Genomic DNA, 22,693 nt, shown 5'->3' on the forward strand with positions numbered 1-22,693 from the left:
CTTTCGTAGTGGTGTTGACGACTCCAGCCTAGAAACCTATTAGGCTCGTTTCTTTCCTGATTTCGAACGAGGTGAAAATTGGCTGCGACAACCCCACGCGTACTGCGTCTGCTCGCCCTGTTGCAGGACCGCGCCTACACCGGCCGCGAGCTCGCCGACCGCCTCGACATCACCGAACGCACTGTGCGCAACGACATTTCACGACTACGCGAACTCGGCTATCCCGTACACGCGGAACGGGGTGCGGTCGGCGGCTACCGGCTCGGCCGTGGCGCGACCATGCCGCCGCTGCTCCTCGACGACGAGGAAGCCGTCGCCGTCGCACTGTCCATCGCGGTCGCCCACGACGGCTCGCTCGCGGTCTCCGATATCGGCGACCAGCTCAGCAGAGCCCTGCGCAAGATCGAACAGATCCTCCCGAAACGCCTGCAGCGCAAGGTTTCCGCTCTGCGCGACGCCACCGAAATCGGCCCCGCCACCACCGGCTCCCGCGAACCGGACGCACCGGTGGCCGCGGGCATCCTCACCACCCTCGCCGACGCCGTCCGCCGCACCACCGCGGTCACGATCGAAACTCCGGACGGCACAACAGAACTCGAGCCATACCGCTTGATCAACTGGCAGCGTCGCTGGTACCTGGTCGCCTACAGCATGAAAACCCATGACTGGACGGCACTTCCAGCTGCCACGATCACCCGTGCCGAGACCGAGACGCGCGTCTTCGCCCCACGCACCCTCCCGAACGACGACCTCGTCGCCTTCGTCATGCGCCACATCGCCTCCACCGCGTGGCGTGTCCACGCCCGCGTCACCGTCCTGGAACCCGCCGAGACGGTCATCGCCAGGATCAACCCGGCGGTCGGCGTGGTGGAGCCGATCGACGAGCACAGTTGCGTGCTGCTCACCGGCGCCGACGCGATGGAGACGATCGCGATCTACCTCAGCATGTTGATGATGGATTTCCGCGTCGACGGCCCGCCCGAACTGGTCGCGCATCTGCGCACCCTTGCCCGCCGCTACACCGAGTCGGTCGCGCCGTAGATCGTTTCCGTTCCGTGCCGGAACCAGGTGTTCATCCCGCTCGACGGCACTACACTGACGAGTGCGGCACGGTCGTCGCCGGCGGCTCACACAGGTCCCCGGCGGATGGCGTTGGAATCAGATCCTGCACGTCACGGGTCTCGCGCGACCCGCTACCGGAGGAGGACGTATGTCCGATCCGTTGCACACGAGGGTGTGTCTCACCGGCCTGAACTGCTCGTGCCCGAGCATCAGCGTCTTCCTTGTACCCGAACCGCTGGTGCTCGGCGGGCAGATGCTGCACCTGCTCGAACAGGCGCCGGTCACCGGCCGAATACCCGCCCCCGACATCGACCTGATCGACCTGATCCAGGCCGTCCGCACCCCACTGGACACCCGGGGGCTGGCCCGCGCGGAGCAGGTCGCGTTCACCGGACCGCGCCACGATCCGCCTGCCGCGCGTGAGATGCTGCACGACCATCTCATCGAAGAACCGTGGGGCCTCGATGTGGACGATCCGGACGAATTGACCCGGCTGGAGATGCTGCCCGAGCAACGCATCGGCGTACGGCGCATCGATGATTTCCAGGCACATTCGATCCGGCAGGCGATGGCGGCGGTGTACCGGTATTTCGCGATCGACCAGCGCATTCCGTTGATTTATCACGGTTTCGCCGATCCCCGCGATGGCTGGTTCGCCCTGCGCGCTTCGGCGGTGTAACAGATACCTGTGTTGATCGACACCCGGTAGCCACTGGTGTGCGGGCGCGCGATAGACCACAATATGTGCGGGCAGGGTGAACAAACCGCGCGGTCGGTGTCGCGCGGGGGGTACCCTGCGAAATGTTGGAAGTTCGGCCGACCGAAATCAGTTTTTGGTAGTGCTGATCGGTACGGATGCAGAGGTATTGCTATGACGCTCAGCCGACCGGAGCGGATCGAGGCCTTACTGGCGGGCCCACAGCGCCTGGCACGGGAACCTCAGCCGCGCGAGCAGCTCGAGTCACTCGGTGCGATCGAGCGGGTGATCATCGACACCACCATCGCCATGCTCTCGCCCGGCCAGAAGTTCGCACTGCTGTGGTCACTGCAGGTCGGCGAGCACGCGGTCGCCGGGGTGCAGATCAAAGAGCGCGACGGCACGGTCACCAACTTGATGCCACCCGCCGAGGTGCTCGAGTACCTCACCGATCACAAGCGCATGTCCTACGCCCCGGACACGGGTGCCTGGCTCAGCGCCGAGATCTTCATCGCGGGCCCTACCCGCTACAAGACCAACTACTCCACCGGCACCGTGGCGGACTGGATGCCGGAGGTCACGGCCGACGACCTCACCGCCGAATTCGCCGCCTTCCCGCGCCCCGACGCCGAGATCCCCGACTGGGCCCGCTCCCAGCTCGAATGGGCCACCCGCAAAACCGGCTAGACACCCGGATCAACCCGCTGACCTGCGACGTCCGACGGCCGCTCCCGATCACACGATCGGATCCCGTCGCCGTCGAAGGCGACGATGACCGGGCTCGCTCGGCGGGTCCGACCGAGCGGCGCCGACTCGCGCACAGGTTCGATGGATAGCATCACCCCCGTGCCGGACCGATCTGAACGTGCGTTCACCCGATACCGCCTGATCGCCCTTGTCTGCGGGCTGCTCGGGTTCGTGCTCGCCCTGCTCACTCCGCTGCTGCCGGTGCGCCAGGACCGCGCGACCCTGGATTGGCCGCAGGCGGGCGCGACGAGTGTCGAGGCGCCGCTGGTGTCGTATGTGCCGCAGCGGCTCGACGCGCAGCTGCCGTGCACGATGCTGGCCGCGCTGCCCGACAACGACGTGCGCGACTACGCCACCCCGCAGTCGACCACGCTGCTGACCACGATCCCGGTCGACTCCGGCCAGACCTCCCGAGGTCTGAGCGTCATCTCCCGCGACGGCGTGCTCACCGTGCAGGCCCGCGACGTGCCGATGCTGTCGGCGCCCCTTGAAGAGCTCACCAACTGCGACCGGATCAGCATCGTCTCGACGATCGAGGCGACGACCGTCGAGTTCGTCGGGGCGGCCCGCAAGGACGGCACCCCGTTCCGCAACACGGTCACCGTCGACAAGCGTCCGCAGATCGTCGGCGTCTACACCGACCTCGACGCGGCGGCCCTCACCGGCGCCCGGCTGCACGCCGACATCGACTCCCGCTTCACCTCCACCCCGACCACCCTGAAACTGGCGGCGATGATCGGCGCGGGCGTCTTCACCCTGCTCGCGCTGATCGCCCTGCACCTGCTCGACACCACCGACGGCCGCCGCGCCCGACACTTCCTGCCCCGGCACTGGTGGCGGATCACGCCCACCGATGTGGTGGTGGTCGCGACGCTGCTCGGCTGGCACGTGATCGGCGCCAACACCTCCGACGACGGCTACATCCTGAATATGGCGCGCGCGTCGGGCCCGTCGGGCTATATGGCGAACTACTACCGCTGGTTCGGGGTGCCGGAGGCGCCGTTCGGCTGGTCCTACGAGGTACTCGCCTGGATGACGAAGATCTCCGACGCCAGCCCGTGGATGCGCCTGCCCGCCCTCGCCGCCGGACTGGTCTGCTGGGCGGTGATCAGCCGAGAAGTGCTGCCGCGCTTGGGTGCTCGCGTGCGGCGCGACAAGGTGGCGCTGTGGACAGCCGGGCTGGTGTTCCTGGCCTTCTGGCTGCCCTACGACAACGGCCTTCGCCCCGAACCGCTGATCGCGGCGGGCGCGCTGCTCACCTGGTGCCTCATCGAACGCGCCATCGCCACCGCGCGATTGCTGCCCGCCGCGCTGGCGATTCTCGTCGCCGCGTTCTCGCTGGCAGCGGGGCCGACCGGCCTGATCTGCATCGCCGCGATGATCGCGGGCACCCGGCCGGTCATGCAGATCATCATCAAACGCGCACAGGGTCTGCGTCCGCGCCGCATCGCGGCGGACAGCGAAGTCGACCCGGCTGACGACCAGCTGACCAACGATGGCGCCGCGAAGCTGGGCCATGCGGATAGCTCGGATAGCTCGGATAGCTCGGATAGCGCAGCTGGCTCAGGCAGCACGGTCAACTCGGACAGCACCGCGGGCAACTCGCCTGGCACGGCCGACGTGAGCAGTCCAGGACAACGACTATCGCTGGGCGCCAAGATCTTCCGCTACGCCGCGCTCCTGGCCCCCGGCATCGCCGCAGGCACCCTGGTGCTCATCATCGTCTTCGCCGACCAGACGCTCGCCACGGTCATGGAGGCCACCCGCGTCCGCACCCTCGTGGGCCCGAACGTCGCCTGGTTCGACGAACGCACCCGCTGGGACTCCCTGTTCATGCTCTCCCCCGACGGCTCCCTCGCCCGCCGTTTCGGCGTGCTGGTGATGCTGCTGTGCCTGCTCGTCTGCATCCTGCAGGTCCTGCGCAAGGGCCGCATCCCCGGCACCGCACGCGGCCCGTCGGTGCGCATCCTCGGCATCGTCTTCGCGGCCCTGCTGCTGATGATGTGGACGCCCACCAAGTGGACCCACCACTTCGGCGTCTACGCGGGGCTGGCCGGTTCGCTCGCGGCGCTGGCCGCAGTTGCGGTGGGCACCAACGGGATCAAGGCCCCACGCAACCGAGCGCTGTTCACGGCGGCAGTGCTGTTCCTGCTCGCCATGACCTTCACCGGCTCCAACGGCTGGTGGTACGTGTCCAGTTTCGGCGTCCCGTTCTGGGACAAGGCGCCGATGGTGGCGGGCAAGGGTGTTTCGACGCTGTTCCTCGGCCTCAGCATCCTCGCCCTGCTGGTCGCCCTGTATTTCCATCTGCGCGCTCCCTACCGAAAGCCAAGGGAAACAGCACGTTTCGACCGCTTCGCCACCATGCCGCTGACCATCGCGGCCGCACTGCTGGTGCTGTTCGAGGTGGCGTCGATGGCCAAGGGCGCCATCACCCAGTACCCCGCGTACTCCATCGCGAAGTCGAATATCAATTCGCTGCAAGGCAATACGTGCGCCCTCGCCAATGATGTTCTGGTGGAGTCGAATACGGCCGATTCCCTGCTCACCCCCTACACCGGCTCCCCCGCCGACGGACTGAACGCCGAATCCACCGGCTTCACCCCCGACGGCGTAGCCGACGACCTCACCGCCGACGCCGACGAAACCGTGGTCGGCGGCGCCAACTCCGTCGACAAGGACTCCGCCAACAAAACCACCAAGACCACCGGCGCAGGCACAGGCGGCGGCACCAGCGCCGCACCCGGCATCAACGGCAGCACCGTCGCCCTCCCGTTCGGCCTCGACCCCGCCCGCACGCCGGTCCTCGGCTCCTTCCAGGAGGGCGTGCAGCAGCAGGCGAAGCTGACCTCGCAGTGGTATCGCGTCGACCTCAGCGACAGCGTGCGCCACGATCCCGCCTACCAGGCGCTCGTAGTCACCGCAGCCGGACGGATCCGCTACGTCGACACCGACGGCGTCGTGCACTACGGCCAGGACCTGCGCCTGGAATACGGGACCCGTGCGGCCGACGGTTCCGTCGACGTGACCGGCTCCGTCGCCCCACTCGACATCGGCCCGTCGCCGTCGTGGCGCAACCTGCGCGTCCCGATCGACCAGTTGCCCGAGGGCGTGAACGCGGTGCGCCTGGTCGCCGCCGACAACGACATCACCGGCAAGCAGTGGCTTGCGGTCACACCGCCGCGGCTGCCGAAACTGACCACCCTCGACTCGGTCGTCGGGCATCAGGACCCGGTGCTGCTGGACTGGCACGTCGGCCTCGCCTTCCCGTGCCAGCGCCCGTTCGAGCACCACGACGGCGTCGCGGAGGCCCCGAAGTGGCGGATTCTGCCCGACCGGGTCGGCTCGGACGCGTCCAATGCCTGGCAGGACGACATCGGCGGCGGACCGCTCGGGTGGACAAATCTGCTCTTGAAGGCCGAGACTGTGCCCACTTATCTCGACCACGATCTCGGCCGCGACTGGGGCTCGCTGGAACGGTTCACGCCGTATCAGCCCGCGCCGCCTGCCCAGATCGGGGTCACGGTGATCAATCAGTCGGGACGAGCGAAAGAACCGGCAATTCGGGCACAGTGATGTGCGGGACAGACTGTGGCAGCGTAAGGGCAGTGACCAGGCACTGGCGCATGTCTCTTACGAAAAACTCAGTGCCCGTTAGGGTTTCGATTACATGAAACACCTGTAAATGACAGCGTAAAGGACCTGTGCCTGCACGTTTGAGCACGTACGCTGGTGGGTATGACAGGAGCCTTCGATGACATGGATCTACGAGATCTCGTCGACTTGCTCAGCGACGACGAGAAGCAAGAACTACGACCGGCCGTAATGCGAGTACTGGAAAGACTGCCTTCACAAGAGGTTTTACGCCGCGACCTGAACCGTCGCATGCTCAACGTCTGACTCCTGCCGTATACGACCAAAAAGGCGCGAACCACACTATGTGGTCCGCGCCTTTTTTATTGGCGGCTGGCGCCGCGGTTCTCGGCGCTTAACTCCACCTCTTCCCTCCCTACGGGCACTCCTTCGTCGCACCCATCGGTGGAGTCCATCGGCGGAGGCGCGCCGAGAACAGAGCATCCGGGCTAGAAGACTCTCAAGGGTCCCGGGCTCCACAGTCCGCTGCGGGCCTCGGTGCCGGTGGTGAGCTCGGCGGGCGTGGCCTTCGCGTACTGGTCGTAGCGTTCCAGCGAACCCCAGTCCCGCGCCCAGTCGTCCTTCAGATAGGTCGGGATGGTGACCCGCGCCGCCAGCATCTGCGTCATGCCGAGCGGTCCACCGAATTCCTGCGCCTGCCAGGTGTCGGTCGACGAGATCGCCAGCGGACGGTCCGGCAGGATCCGGTAGTTCGGCACCTCGGCCACGCCGTTGCGGTGCGCGAACGGGCGCTGGCACGGGAACTGCAGCCCGACCGCCCAGTCGAGCAGCACCGGCTGATCGCGGCCGATGAAGGTATCGAGGCTCTGCAGCTTCGGCACGCGCGGCGGGGTGAAGGCCAGCCACTGGTCGCCGATCAGGATCGGGTCGTTGACCAGCACACGCACCGCGTTCGCCTCGACGGGCAGGTCGGCCATCGGCACGCGCAGGTTGCGCCACGACGGGGCAGGGCCGATATCGCGCGGCTGGTAGGCGCCGAGCACGTTGACGCTGCCGTCGGGGTTGCGGGTGCCGTATTCGACGAACAGCGCCTGGCCGTACTTGTCGGCGCCGGTGTCGTCCTTCGACGCGATGCGACCGGCCGCGCTGATCACCACCAGCGGCGACTCGTCGGAGCGTTCCGGCAGCCCGTACCAGGCCGATTCCAGGTGGGCGGGCTGCTGCATGCCCTCCTGGTAGGAGCCGAGGATCGGGGTCTGCGCCGGGTCGAGGCCGAACGGCAGCGCCACGGTGGAACCGTTGACGCCGCGTGCGCCCTCACCACCGCCGGTGCCCGCGCTCTCGCCCTCGGCGAAGGCCGCGCCGACCGACTGGTTGCTGGTGTTGCCGGTGCCCGGCTTCACCTCGACCGCGTCGGCCGACAGATCGCCCGGCACGCCGTTGGGGGTGAAGCCGACCGAGCCGGTGCCCGCGAGCGGGTCGTCCGGGTTGGTGAACGGGCGGGCCGGGTCGATGATCGGGTCGAGCCTGCCGCCGTTCGGGTCGGCTTCGACCAGCACATCGTTGGCGAGGCCGCACGAGTTGTTGCTCAGCGCGTCGATGTTGGAGCGGCCGAGCGAGTAGCCCGGGTACTGCTGCGTCGCGCCCTTGACCAGCGAGAGCACTTCGAACAGCACCATCAGCCCGACCACGATGGTCAGCGGGATGGCGGCGAACTTGCGAATCCGCCTGCCGCGCACGGTCTTCGCCGACGGCACGGGCTTCACATAGTCCTCGCGCAGCGCGTACCAGCCGACCAGCGCCAACGCCACGCCGAACAGGATCAGCATCACGGTGTTGGAGTTGAAACCGGCCACCGAGATGGTCTTGTCGAACCACGGCACGCCGTAACTCGACACGTACCAGTAGCCGTTGATGCCCGAGAACGACAGCGCGAGCACGAACAGCAACCCGGCCAGGAAGATCGCCCGGTTCTTGCGTGAACGCAGCGCGCTCTGCGACACCGCCACCGCCGTCACCGCCGCGAGCCCACCCGCGATGCCCGCGTAGGCACCGAAGTGGTGGGTCCACTTGGTGGGGTTGAACATCATGAAGAAGATCGTCCCGAAGACGATGCCCATCAGACGCCAGGTCGGACCCGACGCGATGCCGGGCACCTGACGGCGGCGCAGCAGCACCAGCAGCGTGGTGAACAGGCACAGCAGCATCACCAGGAAGGCGAAGCGCCGGGCCAGGGAGCCGTCGACGGTCTCGACGAACATGTAGTAGTAGCGCAGGTAGTCCTCGTACCAGGCCAGGTTCGGGCCGGTGGCCTGACGCACCCGGTTGGCTTCCTGGATACCGGCGAAGGTCTGGTCGCCGTAGACGACGGTGAGCACCAGCAGACCCGCCGACGCGATCGGGGCGAGCAGCGCGGTCGTGCCGAACTGGCGATGACGGTGCACGATGATCCGCACCAGTGGCCGGATGCCGGCAAGCAGTGCGGCCACACACATCAGACCGGTGGGCGCGGCGGCGAGGGTGAACGCCGCGATCAGCACCGCGATACCCGCGGGCAGCAGGCGACCGGTGGCGATGGCGCGTTCGATCGACACCCAGGTGAGCAGCGCGCCCAGCGCGACGATCGGCTCCGAGCGCAGGCCGTTGTCGAACGGCAGCCAGAACGCCAGGAACACCAGTCCGCCGGTCCACAGCGCCACCTGCGAGCGCTTCACCGCGTTACCGAGGCGCGGCACCACCTCGCGGCTGATCACCATCCAGCAGAGGATCGCGCAGAGCAGCGCAGGGACGCGCACCCACGGGCTGGCCGTGGAGATCTCGGCGAACACCTGGATCACGTAGTAGTACCAGCCGAACGGCGCCTCGGGAACGCCGTACCAGCGGAAGTAGTTGGCCGTGTAGCCCGCGTCGGGGGCCACGCGCACCATCGACAGGATGTAGCCGTCGTCGGAGGTATTCGCGCCGACGAAATGCCACACCAGCAGCGTGCCGATCACCGCGGCGTCGGCCCAGGTGGGCTTCAACCAGTTGCGCGGCAGGAAGCGGCGGTGCCCGCGCCCGTCACTGCCGTCGAGGCGACCGAGCGCGCCGAGCGCCAGCAGGGTGCACAGCACGGCCGCGACGATCGCGACCAGCTTGATCAGCGACGGACTCGACGAGAACCGCGTATCGATCGTCGAGGTCAGCGAAAGGCCCTGCGGCACCTCACCCTTCAGATCGGTGAACACGCCGACGATCTGCGGGCGCAAATCACCGGCGAGCTGACCCTGCACGGGCACCTGCACGGTCTCCATCACACCCGGCTGACCGGCGATCGGCCGCTCGATCTGCTTGGTCAGGCCAACGAACTCCGCACTCGTGCGCGACTGATCGGAACTGATGTGGATCGCCGAACACCCGTCCATCGCCGACCGCTCCGCAGACGCCACGACGGCATTGCGATCGACCACATCCACCGCGGTATCGGACACGCGCACGAACAGCGCCTCCAACGCCGCCCGATCACCCTGCGCCGGGGCGGTCGCCAGCAACATCCCGCCCTGCTCCGGCAGCGTCGACACGGCGCTACACGGAATCGACACATTCAGATCGATCGGCACCTGCGACATCAACGGCGCCTGAATATTGCCCAGCGTCCCGTTCTGCGGCCAGTTCAGCTGCGCGGTCGTCTGCGAGACCGGCAGGAACGGCGTGGCCACCGCGAACAGGGCACCGAGAATCCCGGCGACGATCGCGATCCATCGCGCGATCCGGAAGTCCTTCGCGGAGGCCACCGGCTCGACAGGAGGCTTGGTGAGAACAGCTGTTGCGGCGTCTGGCACGGTTCGACATGCTATCCCTCCCTCGGTACTTGCGAGGGGTCGCACGCCTCAGTAGTGCACTTCCCTAGACTCGACTCCATGACCAAGGTGAATCTCGAAACCAATTACGGACCGATCGTGCTCGAGTTGGACGACCAGGCCGCGCCGAACACGGTCGCCAACTTCGTCGACTACGTGAACTCGGGCCATTACGCCGGCACCGTGTTCCACCGCGTCATCCCCAACTTCATGGTGCAGGGCGGCGGCTTCGAACCCGGCCTGAAGCAGAAGCCGACCAAGGCCCCGATCCAGAACGAGGCCACCAACGGCCTCAAGAACGACAAGTACACCGTCGCGATGGCCCGCACCAACGACCCCCACTCGGCCACCGCCCAGTTCTTCATCAACATCGCCGACAACGCCTTCCTCAACCACTCCGCCCCCCAGGGCCAAGGCTGGGGCTACGCCGTTTTCGGCAAGGTGACCGACGGCTTCGAGGTTGTCGACAAGATCGCCGCCGTCAACACCGGCAGCGCGGGCCCCCACCAGGACGTCCCCGTCGACGACGTCATCATCGAATCCGCTTCTGTCGCTTAATCTTTTCGACACAGCATCCCGGGCCGCGCCGCCATTTCGGCGGTGCGGCCTTTGCGCTCGATAGCTGCGTTCACGCTACGGCCGCTGAGTAAGTAGTGCGCCGACTCCTTCCATCGACCGCACCCACGCCGCAGTCGGGCCGCAGCGAAGCTCGATCAGCTCGAGCAGCCGTGACAGATCTTCGCCTAGATTACGGTTGAATACCGGCTCGTGGTGAGCCACACGGTTGCGTAGCTTTCGAACGGCATCGAGGTCGGTATAGACCTGGCCGCGAAGCTGCCGGGCGGCGATCCCGGACGCATTCGGAAACAGCGCGATGATCTGGCCATCCCAGACACGTACGTCGTGACGGGATGTGAACATACTCTGCCAGAACGCGAACTTCAGCTCTGTGACTACGCTGCCGGTCGTCGCGTGACGTTTCCTCGTAGCAACCAGGTCCTTCTGCGGATTGTATGCAGGCCCGGTCTTCGACGGCAGGCTTCCTGTGAAGGTCGCGTTCCACGGCCAGTCCACCCCATACACTGCAGTCAACCCTTCCGAGACCGCATTGCGGGTGGTGACCTCAGCAAAGTGAGACGGAAGCATCAGTGCGGCCGACACGCGGGCATTCCACCCATAGAGGGCTAGCGCCTTTACAAGATTTCCACCGCTCGCAGCGATATATGTGCCTGCGCGAGGAGAGCTCAGCGCGTGGCAGATCGCGGCTTGGTCAGCAGGCTTTGCGAGGAGCACGGGGAGACTGTACGCTTGCTCCTACGAGTCGCGGGATTCGTGGGCCCAGGCCTCCCCCCGCGGACACACGATATTCCGAAGAGGACCTCGCAGCGCGGGGTCCTCTTCGCTGTCAGGTGCCTGCGTGTCGGTCACGATCGCAGTAGGCGAATGCCTTCCTTGCCGCATTGCCCATAGCAGTACTGACACTCCATGTCTTTCGGGTCGTCCACAGCTACAACCGCTTTCAATGGATACTCGCGATCTCGAACGCCACGCACCTTGCCGCAGATCGTCCTGTACGTGCCGTCGGTGGCGATGGGACGATGTACGACCAGGCAAGAAAAGACACAACTGGACTCAGGGAATGGTGGGAAGACCGTCCTGATGGGATCGGAAACTCGATCGGCTTGACCAATATGAAGCAGATCCAGTTCGATCAAACTGCGGCGAAATTTCCAGATCAATTCGAAGGTGAAGGCTGGTCGGATCTGGTCGGAAACGACGATTTGGCAATGAAGGCCACGGCGTACAATTTGAAACTCCTCACTGACGACTCCGCCGCACTGGCTACCCCTGACGTGAAGGCGAGTCAGCCGATTAATCAATTTCTCAGCTCCAGCTATAACGCCCTGGGCATCGAAGACCGATCGCGATCCGTCGCCGAGGGGGAATCTACTTTTCTCGGCAATGAAATAGAACATGGCCAGAGTACAGTAAAGCCAGAGGGCACTTTCGAGTTAGCGGATAGAATTCTTCGCGGGACGGGAGCCTACCGGTGAGAAATGACCGGAATGGGCGATCTCGGATTCAGTGGACAGTCGGAACCATCATCGTGATTATCACCCTTCTTGGCATCTCAGTCGTGAGCTTTCGCGAAATATGGCGAAATGGGCCCGGCGAGGCGCAGCGAATTGCCGAAGCTACGACGATTCAAGGGTTCTCACGCACCTCGGTTGTCGCCCTTCCGAATGATCAGCGAACGAGTGCGGTCGCATACTTCGTCGGTTCACCACCGAGGCCCGACATGCTCGCATCGACTTCGGTGCCAACAGTTACCCTCGAGCCACGCGAGGTCAGGCCAGAACTGCCAGCGGGACCGAAACGAGAAAGCACCGTTGTTGCCTTCGGACAGCGAGCAGACGAGTGCGGTGCTTCGATTTCTTTCCTTACACCGCCTAGCGTCGAACCAGGCAAAAAAGAATGGAACATAACGAAAGAACAACTTGCCGCGGTACATGCCGGAAGTCTGCTATTGATCAAACTGACTGTATTCAACTGCGGTCGGTAACCTACGGAACACTGAAGCATACGATCAGACTGGCCGCGCCTCGAAGGGTTTCGTGGCGGCCCGTTCGGGGTCTTGGTTTACAGCGGCAGCACGTGGTGCTTGCGGGGGTTGCGCTGGATCTTCTTGTCTTGGAGCAACTTCAGGGCTCGTCGGAGTTCGAGGCGGGTGGTGGCCGGTTCGATGATGGCGTCGATGAAACCGCGTTCGGCGGCTACCCAGGGGGTGGCTACGTTTTCGTTGTAGAAGTTGATCAGGTTCTGGCGGATGGCGGCGCGCTGGTCTTCGGGGGCTGCCGCGATTTGGGCTGCGCCTAGGAGACTGACGGCGCCTTCCGCGCCCATGACCGCGATGCGGGCGGTGGGCCAGGCGAGGTTGATGTCGGCGCCCAGTTGCTTGGAGCCCATGACCGCGTAGCCGCCGCCGTAGGACTTGCGGACCACCAGGGTGATCTTGGGGACCGAGGCCTCGACGTAGGAGAACAGGAAGCGGCCGCCGCGCTTGATGACGCCGACCTTCTCCTGTTCGACGCCGGGCAGGAAGCCGGGGGTGTCGACGACGAAGATCAGCGGGATCTCGAAGGCGTCGCACAGGCGCACGAAGTGCGAGGCCTTGTCGGAGGCGCGGGCGTCGAGGGCGCCCGCGGCGGCCATCGGCTGGTTGGCGACGACGCCGACGGTGCGGCCGTCGATGCGGGCGAAACCGGTGATGATGTTCTGGCCGGTGTCGGCGCTGATCTCCTTGAACTCACCGTCGTCGAAGATGCGCAGCAGGATGTCGTACATGTCGTAGCCGGCATTGTCGGAATCGGGCATGAACGAGTTCAGCTCGCGGTCGGAATCGGTGATCTCCGGTTCCAGACCGGGGTTCACCACCGGCGGCAGTTCCTGGCAGCTGCTCGGCATGTAACCCAGGTACTCGCGCACCCACTTGAACGCCGCCTCCTCGTCCTTGGCGACGTGGTGGATGTTGCCGTACTGGGCCTGCGTGCGCGCGCCACCGAGTTCCTCGAGGCTCACGTCCTCGCCGGTGACCTCTTTGATGATCTTCGGACCGGTGACGAACATGTGCGCCGACTCGGTCGCCACCACCACATCGGTGCAGATCGGCTCGTAGACCGCACCACCGGCGCAGTTGCCGAGGATCACCGAGACCAGCGGAACCATGCCCGACAGCGGCTCGAGATTGGTCGCCATCCACGCGTACCAGGCGAGCGAGCTGATCGCCTCCTGCACGCGCGCGCCACCGGAATCGTTGATGCCGACCAGCGGAATGCCGACCTTCGACGCGTACTGCATCAACCCGCACAGCTTGCGACCGAACGCCTCACCGACCGAACCGCCGTACACGGTCTGATCATGGGAGAACACCGCCACCGGGCGACCCTCGATCTTGCCGTGCCCGACGACGACACCGTCACCGTAGAGCGCGGTCGGGTCGCCGGGCTTGCGCACCAGCGCGCCGATCTCGACGAAGGTGCCGGGATCGAGCAGCTGGTTGATGCGGTCGCGAGCACTGGGAATGCCCTTGTGCGCCCGCTTGGCGATGCCCTTCGCACCGGCTGGTTCTTTGGCGAGCTCGAGCCGCACGTGCAGATCGGCAAGTTTTTCGGCGGTCGTGCTCACTTACTTGTTCTCCTTGGCGGAAATCGCGGCCAGTTTGGCGGCGAGGTCGGCACCGATCTGGCCGATCCGCGGTTCGTCGACAATCTGCAGGTGGTCGCCCGGAATGTGGACGACCTCCAGGTTCGGAATGAACTCGTCCCAGCCGCCGTTGGGCTTGCGGTCGGCGAAGCGGGGTTCGAGTTCGATCGCACCGTCGTGGTAGCGGTCAGCCAGGTAGAGCACGGCGTGGCCGTCGTACTGGCGCGGCTCGGCGACGGTCAGCGCCCGGTTCTCGAGCCACGAGGTGCGCTGGTGTTCGAGCACACCGCCGGGGATCTTCGCACCGGACAGCTTGATCAGATCGCTGATCATGGAGAACTGCTCGTCGTCGGAGGCAGCGGCCAACTCCTCGATCTGTTCGCGGTCGAGCTCGGCGGGGACGTTGTAGGTTTTCTTGGCGAAGGCCTGGTAGCGCTCGAGGCGACGCACGCGCTCCTCGGGACTGTTGTCCTCGTCCTCGACAGTGCGGGCCAGGTCGATCAGGCCGACGTGGCGCACATCGGCGCCTTCCGCGCGCAGCAACTGACCCACCTGCAGTGCGAGCACCGCGCCCAGCGACCAGCCGTACAGCACGTACGGGCCCTCGCCCTGGATCTTGCGCAGCTCGGGCAGGTACTGGCGGGCGCGCTCCTCGATCGAACCGTCGACACGCTCGAAGCCGTACATGGGGGTGTCGGCGGGCAGTCGCTTGAGCAGCGGCTCGTAGACGAGGGTGTTGCCGCCGGCGGGATGGAACACGAACACTGGAGTGGCGTCGGATCCATCGACACGGGCGCGCAGCGGACGGACGAAACCGTCCACGTCGGCACCGCTGTCCTGCAGGCCACGCACGATATCGGAGAGTTGTTCGATGGTCTCGCAGTCGAGCACGTCGTCGACGGTGACCTCAGCTCCGACCCGCTCGGTGAGGCGCGCCGCCATCTTCTCTGCCAGCTCCTCTTCGAGGATCGGCAGGGTGTTGAAGATGCCGCCGGGCGAAGCACCGGTGACGACGGCCCAGGTCGCGTAGGTCAGGCGCTCGGCAGCATCACGCGGCGGAACGTTGTCCTCGTCGCCTGCGGCGGCGTCGGCGAAGTAGTCGATGTCAGCGACAGCCGACTCGGTGGTTGCCGGCTCCGAAACCGATTCGGCCACAGGCGCGTCCACCTCGGCAGCATCCGAAACCGATTCGGCCACAGCAGCTTCCGAAGAAAGCTCGGCTTCGGCCTTCTTCGCCACCGCCAACGGATCCTCACCCGCGGCAATCGCAGCCCGAGCAGCCTCGACGAAGTTGGCGTCGACACCCAGCTCGACATCTTCACCGGCAGCCTTGGCAGCAGCCTGCTTCTCCGCCATCGCCGCGACCTCGTCGCGATGCTCGATCGCGTAGCGCAGCACCTTCGACACCTCGTTGAGGCTGGCGTCGCGCACGGCCGAGATCTGCAGCTGCGGGATGTCGAATTCGTATTCGACGCGGTTCTTGATGCGCATGGCCATCAGCGAATCGAGCCCGAGCTCCATCAGCGGAATCTCCATCGGGAGGTCCTCGACGGCGTAACCCATGGACTCGGCGACGATCACGCACAGTCGCTGCTCGATGGTCTCGCCACTGTCGGGGCTCCACCGGTCACCGGTCGCGATGGCGATCTCGGCGGCGGTCGGCTCAGCGACAGCAGCCGGAACAGCAACGGCGGCAGCCGGTTCGGGCAGCGCCGCACCGGAGGTGACGACCGCGTCGAACAGCAGGGTGAACCCGACCGGCGACTTGGCGTGCACCTGCACCGACGCCCCACCGAGGTGCGGGGTCAGCGTGGTGGTCAGCGTACCGGAAGTGGGCAGCGCGGCGTGCGGATGCGAAACCGAGACCGTGACATCGGAAAGGACCTGTGCGGCAGCGGCTTTCACCAGCGCGGCGAGGTCGCTCACCGAAGAGGCCTGCACCTCCCAGGCGTGACGGCCGTCCGGCATGGCGACGTGCGCGCCGGGCACGCGGGTGTTCCCACCGCCCGACGACATCGACACCTTGGGCCAGTACTCCTTGCGCACGAACGCGGTTCGCGGCACGTCGGCGTAATCACCTTGGGGCAGCAGCGAACTCAGGTTCACGGCGTGGCCGTGCACGTAGAGCTGGGCGAGCGCGCCGATCACACCGGCGGACTCGTCTTCCTTACGCTTGAGCGTCGGGATGAGCTGCGCGTCGTGCACGCCCGCCGCGAAGGTGGTGCCCAGAACCTGCATCAGCGCAACGGAATTGGGCGCCAGTTCCAGGAACGTGGTGTGGCCGGAGTCGACGGCGGCCTTGACCGCGTTGGTGAACCACACGCTGTGGCGCATGTTCTTCACCCAGTAGGGCTCGTCGTGGATCGGCTCGGAGCCGGGCTTGAAGAACAGGCCCTCGTGCACCGTGGAGTACAGGCCGGTCGTCAGCGAGGTCGGTTCGATCCCGGCCAGTTCGGCGGCGAGCTCGCCCAACAGCGGGTCCATCTGGGAGGTGTGGCCCGCGCCACGGGTCTGGAGGATGCGGGCGAACTTGCCCATCGCCTCGACCTCGGCGACAATCTGCTCCACCTGCTCGAACGGACCGCCGATGACGGTGTTGGTCGGCGCGGCGTACACCGCGCACTCCACATCGGGGTACTTCGGCAACAGCTGCGCCACATCGTGGGCGCTGAGTTCCACCAGCGCCATCCGGCCCGCTTCTTCGTCGGTGAGCATCTGCTCGCCCTCGCCCATCAGACGCGACCGGGCGCAGATCACGCGCACCGCGTCTTCGATCGAGAGCCCACCGGCGATGTAGGAGCCTGCCACCTCACCCATCGAATGACCAACCACCGCAGCAGGTTCCGCGCCATGGGCGCGCAGCACAGCGGCGAGGCCGAGCTGGATGGTGAAGATGCCGACCTGGCAGGTGCCGGTGTCGTAGTCCTGAGCGTCGTCCAGGATCATCTCGCGGACCGAGTAACCGGCCTCGTCCAGCACCAGTTCGTCGACCTCGTCGACGGCCTTGCGGAAGATCGAGTTCTCGCCGTAGAGCTGCTTGGCCATCTTGCGGTGCTGGGAACCGAAACCGGAGAACACCCAGACCGGACCGTTGGACGCGGGCGAATCGGCGGTGAACACACCGGCGCCGGGCTTGCCCTCGGCGATGGCACGCAGACCGGTGACGGCCTCTTCGTGGGTCTTGGCCAGCACCACACCGCGCGAACGCTGGTGGCTGCGCTTGGCCAGCGAACGGGCGACGTCGGCCAGCGGCACGTCCTTGCCCGCGCCTTCGAGCCAGTCGGCCAGCTCGGCGGCGGCGCGCTTGCGACGCGAGGGCAGGTAGGCGGAAATAGCCAGGACGACCGGCAGCGGCTCCACGCGCTCGCCGTCCCACTCGAGGACGGGGGTGGGCTGCACGATCTCGGCGGCGGCCTCGGTGATCGCGGTGGCCTCGGCGACCACATCGGTGGTCTCCGTGCCCTCGATCTCGTCGGCGAGCTCCACCGCGGCGACCTGCTCAGGGGTCACGTCCTCGACCACGGGCGCGGTCGGCACGTACTCCTGCAGCACCACGTGCGCGTTGGTGCCACCGAAACCGAAACCGGAGATGCCCACGGTCGCGACACCGCTGTAGCGCGGGTACTCGGTGGGCTCGTCGACGACCTTGAGATTGGCCTGCTCGAACGGGATGTACGGGCTCGGGCCGGCGTAGTTGATATTCGGCGGAATCACGTTGTGCTGGAACGACATCAGCACCTTCGCCAGAGCCGGGACGCCCGCGCCGGACTCGAGGTGGCCGAAGTTGGTCTTGGCCGAACCGAGCAGGGCGGGCTTGTCGGCGTCACGGCCACGGCCGATCACGCGAGCCAGCGCCTCGGCCTCGATCGGGTCGCCGATCGGGGTTCCGGTGCCGTGGGCCTCGATGTAGTCGACGGTGTTCGGGACGATGCCCGCGTCACGGTAGGCGGCGCGCAGGACGTCGGCCTGTGCGTCGGGGTTGGGCGCGAACAGACCATTCGAGCGGCCATCGGAGTTCACCGCGGAACCCTTGATGACGCCCAGGATGTTGTCGCCGTCGCGCTCGGCGTCGGCCAGACGCTTGAGCACGATCATGCCCGCGCCCTCGGAACGAACCATGCCGTCGGCATCGGAGGAGAACGCCTTGATGTGCCCGTCCTTGGCGACGGCGCCGTTCTGGTCGAAACCGAGGGTGATCACCGGGGCCAGGATCATGTTCACGCCACCGGCGAGCGCCACCTCGGCCTCGCCGGTACGCAGCGCGCGCACGGCCTGGTGCACGGCGACGATGGTCGACGAGCAGGCGGTGTCGACGGTGACCGAGGGGCCACGGAAGTCGTAGAAGTAGGAGACGCGGTTGGCGATGATGCCGGTCGAGCCGCCGAGCAGCGCGTAGCCGCGCGAGGAGGCGGGCGCGTCGGGATCGGTGTCGCCGAGACCGAGCGAGGCGATCATCTGGAAATCGTTGGTGGACGAGCCGACGAACACGCCGACCTGGCCGCCCTTGAGGTCACTGGCCGGGATGCGCGCGTGTTCGAGCGCCTCCCAGGTGAGCTCCATCATCAGCCGCTGCTGCGGGTCGACCTGCTCGACCTCGATCGGCGACATGGCGAAGAACTCGGCGTCGAAACCCTTGATGACGTCCTGGTCCAGGTAGCCGCCGAGGGTGTTGGCCCGGTCGACCGTCTCGGCAACGGACGGGTTGGAGAGGAATTCCTCCCAACGACCTTCCGGCAGCTCACGAATCGCGTCCCCACGACCGATGATGAACTCCCAGGTCGACTCGGGAGTCGTCCCCGCACCCGGCAGACGCGTCGACAGACCCACCACCGCGACATCATGCGCCTCCGAAGGCGCGTACGCGGCGGTGTACTCCGAGGAATCCTCGGCAGGAGCCTCCGGCTCACCGTGCACGATGACCTCGGCCAGCGAAGCGATGGTCGGGTGCTGGTAGACGACGGTCGGCGTCAGGACCACACCGGTCAGGTCCTCGATGTCGCCACCGAGCGCCAGCGCATCGCGCGAGGCGAGCCCGAACTCCTCCATCGGCCGGTCGACGGTGATCGCGTCGACCGACTGACCGGTCGCATCGGCGACCCAGCGGCGCAACCATTCGCGCAGCTCGGCTACCGAAAGCTCACCGCTCGTCGGTGGGTTACCGGCAGGAGTCACCGCACGGTTCTCATTCTGGGCGCCATCGTTGTCAGCCATCAGTCCTCAAGCTACCTGTCTGTGTGCAGGGCGCGCCGTGGAACTCCACGCCCGGCATGCAGCAGCACGCCGGGCGTCGTCCGTGTCGAGCCAATTACTCTTCCGGTGCATCGGGGAAAGCCTGCTGGGTGTAACCACCGCGCAGCGTTCCCTCGAGGTAAGCGGCCTTGCAGGCACGCCGGGCGATCTTGCCGCTGGAGGTACGCGGGATGGAACCCGCGGGGACCAGCAGGATGTCACGAGCGGTCACGCCGTGGCGCTGTGAGATCGCCGCGCGCACCGCGTCGGCGATCGGGCCCGGGTCGGCCTTACCGGCGCCGGGACCGCGTTCGGCCACGATCACCAGCTGCTCGGACGCGTCGTCGACGTCGAACTTCAGGCCGGAGTGGCTGTCGGCGGCGAAGACCTCGGCGGGCAGCTGGTTGGCGGGCACCGCGAAGGCCGCGACGAAACCGGGACGCAGCGACTTGGACGCCTCCTGCGCGGAGAACTCCAGGTCCTGCGGGTAGTGGTTGCGTCCGTCGACGATCACCAGGTCTTTGACGCGACCGGTGATGTAGAGCTCACCTTCGAAGTACACACCGAAGTCGCCGGTACGCATCCAGTCGGCATCGGGATCGGTGCCGTCGGCGTGGCCGCCCTCGATGGGCTCGGTGACCTTGTTGCGGAACGCCTTGGTGGACTCGGCGGGGCGACCCCAGTAACCGATGCCCATGTTGTTGCCGTGCAGCCAGATCTCGCCGACCTGGCCGTCGGGCAGCTCGCGACCCTGGCCGGTGTCAGCGGTCTCGGGGTCGATGATGGTGGCCCACTGCGACAGCCCGACATAGCCACACGAGACCTGCGCGATGGCCGACTCGTGCGACTGGTCCACGCGCACCATGCGGCCCGCGTTGAGCTCGTGGCGGTCCACGTAGACGTACTTGGCCTCGTCCTCGGCCCGGGTGGCCGAGACGAACAGCGTGGCCTCCGCCATGCCGTAGCAGGGCTTGATCGCGGTCTTGGGCAGCCCGTACGGCGCGAACGCCTCGTTGAACTTCTTCATCGAGGAGACCGTCACCGGCTCTGACCCGTTGATCAGGCCGATCACGTTCGACAGGTCGAGCGTCTCGCCCGCCTTCGGCACCCCGCGCGCGGCGGCGTGCTCGAACGCGAAGTTCGGCGCGGCCGCGAACGTACCGGCACCGTCGGACACGGCGGCCAGCTCGTTGATCCAGCGCGAGGGACGGCGCACGAACGCACTCGGCGACATGATGGTGATGAACTTGCCGCCGACGGCGGGCAGGATCACCGTCAGCAGGCCCATGTCGTGGAACAGCGGCAGCCAGGTGACACCGCGCGAGTTCTCGTTCATGTTCAGCGAGTTGATCATCTGCAGCAGGTTGGTGCCCACGGCGCGGTGGGTGATCTCCACGCCGGCGGGTACCCGGGTGGAACCCGAGGTGTACTGCAGGTAGGCGATGTCGTCGATCGCGGTGTCGGGGCGCACCCAGGAGTCACCGAGGGTGTCCGGGATGGCGTCGACGGCGATGATGCGCGGGCGCTGCGCGGCGGGCAGCGAACGGAAGAACTGGCGGACACCGGCGGCCGAGGAGGTCGCGGTGAGGATCGCCGACGGCTCGCAGTCGCCGAGGACAGCGTGCAGGCGGTCGGTGTGGCCCGGCTCGTCGGGATCGAACAGCGGCACCGAGATGGTGCCCGCGTAGATCGCCGCGAAGAAGGAGATCACGTAATCCAGGCCCTGCGGCGCGAGGATCGCCACCCGGTCGCCCGGGTTGGTCACCTGCTGCAGGCGAGCGGCCACCGCGCGCAGCCGTACACCGAACTCCTGCCAGGTCAGCTCGTGCACCTCGCCGTCGCGTTCCCGCGAATAGTCGATGTAGCGGTACGCGAGCGTATTCGCATCGTTACGGGTGTGCTTCTCGACGTGATCGACCAGGGTCCGACCCTCGGGAATCCTGATGTTCCCGGTTTCGTCCAGGTAGTCGTCGAAAGTCTCGTCCATTCCTTCTTCTCCTTGCGAGGACACGCGATGACAAGCTCTGCGGCCTCGACTCGCTATATCGCCACCGGCCATCGAACCCGCACGAACGTGCGTCGACAACCTGCGGATTTTCGAGTGGTCTGCGCGGTGACCACTAACGGCTAGATGTTTTCAAACCAGAATCATGTTACAGAGAGCCCCCGCTCACTCCTCCCGCAGCAGCGGAATGACAGGCGCGAAAGCGTCCATCTGGGTAGGAAAGATGCCCACATACGACATCGAAGTGAGTTGCCGCACACGCTTGACCTGTTCGGCGATTTCCTCGAACGTGCCGATCGCGATGTAGGGCGAGTCCAGAATCTCCTCGACGGTCAGCTCGACGTCGACTTCGAGGTCGGGATGCAGGCCGCGTTCGATCGCGCGCAGCGCCATCTCGGCGGTCTTCTCCCGGTCGTCGGTGATGACGATCGCGGTGATGGCCCAGTTCAGTTCGATATCGGCGAAGCGATCACCGGCAGCGGCCTTGACGATGTTGACCTTCTCGATCGTCTTCTCGAGCGTGATGCCCGAGAGCAGGCCCTTGCCGTTCTTGGTGGTCTGCGGCACGACCGAGACGATGTCGGCGTGCTTGGCCGCCAGCGCCAGCATCTTCGGACCGCCACCGCCGGTGCACAGCGGCGGGCGCGGGCCCTGCCGTGGGCGCGGAGTGCCCTTGATGCCACGCACCTGATAGTGCTTGCCCTCGAAATTGCACTCCTGGCCGCGCAGCAGCGTGTCCAGAATGGTCAGCGACTCGTCGAGCTTCTCCAGCCGGATGCCGGGACGCTCGAACGGGATGCCCGCGTTGTCGAATTCTTCCTTGATCCAGCCCGCGCCGACGCCGACCTCGAGCCGTCCCTTGGACAGCACATCGAGGGTGGCCAGCTCCTTGGCGACCACGACCGGATGACGTAAACCGTTGGCCAGCACCGAGGTGCCGAGGCGGATCTTGGACGTGGCTTGGGTGAGTGCGCCCAGCGCGGCGATCGGGCCGATCTGATCGCCGAGGTGGTCAGGAACGAAGAAGGTGTCGTAACCCATCTCTTCGGCTTCCTGCGCCGTCTGAACGAACTTGCGCGCGCCACCCTCCTGCTTGTTGCCCTCTCCGGCCGCTCCGAAGCGGAACGGACGCAGCGGCGTACCCAGTGCGGTCAACTCACCGACGGGTGCGGCAGCTTCGGTCATGAACTCTTCGCTCCTGGCTGGTGTGTACTCGGGCGCAATTCCCAGCGCACTTTACAGCGTGCGAGCAATCCGGCGTGCGGATGTCACAGCGGGGCGTGAAGCATGGCAATCACGCCCCCACTGTGACTGTGA

12 protein-coding genes are annotated in these 22,693 nt (G+C 66.3%); 6 read left to right on the forward strand and 6 right to left on the reverse strand.

All coding sequences use genetic code 11. The annotated features are described in order from the left end of the window. The first annotated feature begins 78 nt into the window (after nt 1-78). The 4 genes from ACFWUP_RS20000 (at nt 79) to ACFWUP_RS20015 (ending at nt 6,082) form a co-directional block, all read left to right on the forward strand. On the forward strand, nt 79-1,041 hold the full coding sequence (locus ACFWUP_RS20000; protein ID WP_379236347.1) for a helix-turn-helix transcriptional regulator: 963 nt from the start codon (nt 79-81) through the stop codon (nt 1,039-1,041). 169 nt (nt 1,042-1,210) lie between these two features. Next, the gene (locus ACFWUP_RS20005; RefSeq protein WP_379236349.1) at nt 1,211-1,741 is read left to right on the forward strand and encodes a hypothetical protein; all 531 of its coding nucleotides are present in this window, start codon (nt 1,211-1,213) and stop codon (nt 1,739-1,741) included. Between the two features lie 192 nt (nt 1,742-1,933). After that, nucleotides 1,934-2,446 (forward strand): hypothetical protein, encoded by a 513-nt coding sequence (locus tag ACFWUP_RS20010; protein WP_379236351.1) that lies wholly within the window; start codon nt 1,934-1,936, stop codon nt 2,444-2,446. A 141-nt stretch (nt 2,447-2,587) separates the two neighbouring features. Beyond that, on the forward strand, nt 2,588-6,082 hold the full coding sequence (locus ACFWUP_RS20015) for an arabinosyltransferase domain-containing protein (RefSeq protein ID WP_379236353.1): 3,495 nt from the start codon (nt 2,588-2,590) through the stop codon (nt 6,080-6,082). A 506-nt stretch (nt 6,083-6,588) separates the two neighbouring features. Here ACFWUP_RS20015 and ACFWUP_RS20020 read toward each other — a convergent pair. Then, complete coding sequence (locus tag ACFWUP_RS20020) at nt 6,589-9,921, reverse strand: arabinosyltransferase domain-containing protein (RefSeq protein WP_379236355.1); 3,333 nt, start codon at nt 9,919-9,921, stop codon at nt 6,589-6,591. Between the two features lie 78 nt (nt 9,922-9,999). Between ACFWUP_RS20020 and ACFWUP_RS20025 the strand changes: the two genes are divergently transcribed. After that, entirely contained in the window at nt 10,000-10,497 is a 498-nt protein-coding gene (locus ACFWUP_RS20025; protein ID WP_379236357.1) for a peptidylprolyl isomerase, read from the forward strand. Between the two features lie 75 nt (nt 10,498-10,572). On the opposite strand, the gene ACFWUP_RS20030 is transcribed toward ACFWUP_RS20025, so the two are convergent. Then, nucleotides 10,573-11,232 carry a hypothetical protein gene (locus tag ACFWUP_RS20030; RefSeq protein WP_379236359.1) on the reverse strand — a complete coding sequence of 220 codons (660 nt, stop codon included), beginning with the start codon at nt 11,230-11,232 and terminating at the stop codon, nt 10,573-10,575. 167 nt (nt 11,233-11,399) lie between these two features. Between ACFWUP_RS20030 and ACFWUP_RS20035 the strand changes: the two genes are divergently transcribed. Continuing rightward, nucleotides 11,400-11,993 carry a hypothetical protein gene (locus ACFWUP_RS20035; RefSeq protein WP_379236361.1) on the forward strand — a complete coding sequence of 198 codons (594 nt, stop codon included), beginning with the start codon at nt 11,400-11,402 and terminating at the stop codon, nt 11,991-11,993. A 586-nt stretch (nt 11,994-12,579) separates the two neighbouring features. On the opposite strand, the gene ACFWUP_RS20040 is transcribed toward ACFWUP_RS20035, so the two are convergent. The 4 genes from ACFWUP_RS20040 to ACFWUP_RS20055 form a co-directional block, all read right to left on the reverse strand. After that, nucleotides 12,580-14,124 (reverse strand): acyl-CoA carboxylase subunit beta, encoded by a 1,545-nt coding sequence (locus ACFWUP_RS20040; protein WP_379236363.1) that lies wholly within the window; start codon nt 14,122-14,124, stop codon nt 12,580-12,582. Continuing rightward, entirely contained in the window at nt 14,125-19,353 is a 5,229-nt protein-coding gene (pks13, locus tag ACFWUP_RS20045; protein WP_379236365.1) for a polyketide synthase Pks13, read from the reverse strand. 94 nt (nt 19,354-19,447) lie between these two features. Next, on the reverse strand, nt 19,448-21,358 hold the full coding sequence (fadD32, locus tag ACFWUP_RS20050) for a long-chain-fatty-acid--AMP ligase FadD32 (protein ID WP_379236367.1): 1,911 nt from the start codon (nt 21,356-21,358) through the stop codon (nt 19,448-19,450). Between the two features lie 183 nt (nt 21,359-21,541). Continuing rightward, on the reverse strand, nt 21,542-22,561 hold the full coding sequence (locus ACFWUP_RS20055; protein WP_379236369.1) for an LLM class F420-dependent oxidoreductase: 1,020 nt from the start codon (nt 22,559-22,561) through the stop codon (nt 21,542-21,544). Nucleotides 22,562-22,693 lie beyond the last annotated feature (132 nt).

Source organism: Nocardia sp. NPDC058658 (genome assembly GCF_042716665.1).
Taxonomy (GTDB): domain Bacteria; phylum Actinomycetota; class Actinomycetes; order Mycobacteriales; family Mycobacteriaceae; genus Nocardia.